Origin of the sequence: Streptomyces sp. NRRL F-2664, assembly GCF_000719345.1 — a bacterium.
Classification (GTDB): Bacteria; Actinomycetota; Actinomycetes; order Streptomycetales; family Streptomycetaceae; genus Streptomyces.
This window is the reverse complement of the sequence record NZ_JOFX01000197.1, coordinates 1-1,594: the sequence shown is the minus strand read 5'-3', so window position 1 is coordinate 1,594 and position 1,594 is coordinate 1. Positions and strand designations below refer to the sequence as shown.

At 59.3% G+C, this 1,594-nt stretch carries 1 protein-coding gene and 1 pseudogene; both read left to right on the top strand.

Features of this window, described 5'->3' with window-relative positions; genetic code table 11:
* A partial coding sequence (locus IF89_RS46735) for a hypothetical protein (RefSeq protein ID WP_158718136.1) occupies window positions 1-760 on the top strand: 760 nt, incomplete at its 5' end.
* Window positions 761-1,235: 475 nt separating this feature from the next.
* A pseudogene (locus IF89_RS45545) lies at window positions 1,236-1,361 on the top strand (IS5/IS1182 family transposase); the annotation flags it as partial.
* Window positions 1,362-1,594: the final 233 nt, after the last annotated feature.

Sequence of the window (1,594 nt, the reverse complement as noted above, 5' to 3'; positions counted from 1 at the left end):
AACCGGCCGCTTCACCACCCGCGACCCCCACCCCACACCCCTCAACAAATACCAAGCCTTCGCAGCCAACCCCATCGAAAACACCGACCCCACCGGCAATATCACATTGCGCTTCAGTCGTCGCCGACATGATCCAGATAAGATTACACCTACACATATCCCGGGTTCAGGAAGAAGGCAGTCCCTCCACAGCGAAGCTGCACCGAAAGTGGAGGAGGCGGAACCCAAGCATCCAACCGACATGCCATTGTTGCGCGCATCTGAGACGACTCCAGGCGCCTCTATCACTTCCGGCGCCACTGCAGGCGTTGACGTAGCGAAAAACCTTGAAGATTCAGGCAGTGGCGCACACCGCCCCAAGGGGTTCTTTGAGCTTTTTGGGGTTGATCCTACATACTTGGGACTGCTAGAACGGTCGGCCACTAACGCCTATTACGCCACGAGCGCTCACCTATCGGGTGAATCGGGCGCACTGGTTGACTTGCGAAAAATAGTCCAAGTCGCCGACAAGTTTGTGGATAGCGCCGAATACCGGCTCTATCTTTCTAATCATGTGAAATCATTTCGCAAGAAAACTCACGCATTGAGCGAGAGGCGTTTCGAGGAACCGAACGATCTCACCGACACGGATAGGGCCTGGATAGACATACTACAGAGGACCGCTCGCCTCGGAGTCTTCTCATCGATGGAGCGATCGGCTATCGGGATTCATTACAGCGACGGACCTCGCGAATTCCGCCTCAAGAACGTCCGCCAGTAGATTGATGGCAGTGCAGACGCTTTCCGATTTGGGATCTCTACCCTTCAAAATAGGCCTACGCCAGCAATTCGTAAGCGGGCGGATCCACGGGTTCGGCTCGGATGGCCGTCACGGCATGACCGACTGAATAAACCTTGCCATCCTAGCCCCTTAGGGCTTCAAGGGTGCAGGAGTGTTCGGACATGCAGGGGCCCTGGGCGCAAATTCTTCCGGTTGGAAGGGCGGATTGCCAGCCTGATATCTTACGAGCTCGTTGGGCGGCGTACGCTCGTCGGCGGGAAGTCGCACCGTCCTGGCGCGTCGGCGAGGTGTCCCCATTATGTTCTTGGTGGCCCGCAAGGGGGCCGCTCGCCTCCGGGCCGGGTATGACTGATCATTTTCAGAGTGGCCATCGATCGGGTGACCGTGGAACGGGCAGAGCCCCAGGGCTGTTGAGCAAGGTGTCACCGCTCAACTCTTGAGCCTTGGAGCTCTGTTGCTTCCCTATCGTGCCGTACTGGATGTCCCACATGCGCTCGTGGAGTGGGTGGCAATGCTGATCGTCACCCGGCAGGGTGACCGGCGGTGCAAGCTCTCGCCTTCGGGCCGTGCGACGGCCGCGGGTGGAACGGGGCTTCGAGGTCGAGTACGCGGCATGCACAGATGTGGGTCGGTACCGACGTCGGCAAGGGGCATCACCGGGCGGTCGCGGTCACTGAGCTTGTTCGGCTGTGAGTCTCCGGGGTGAGGATGGCTTTTGGTGATTGACGTGAGTCTGGTGGGGTGGCAGCGGGCTTTGCGGAGGATGCGCCAGGTCTTGGTCTCGGCGATGGCTCTCTCGACTGGCCGTCGGGG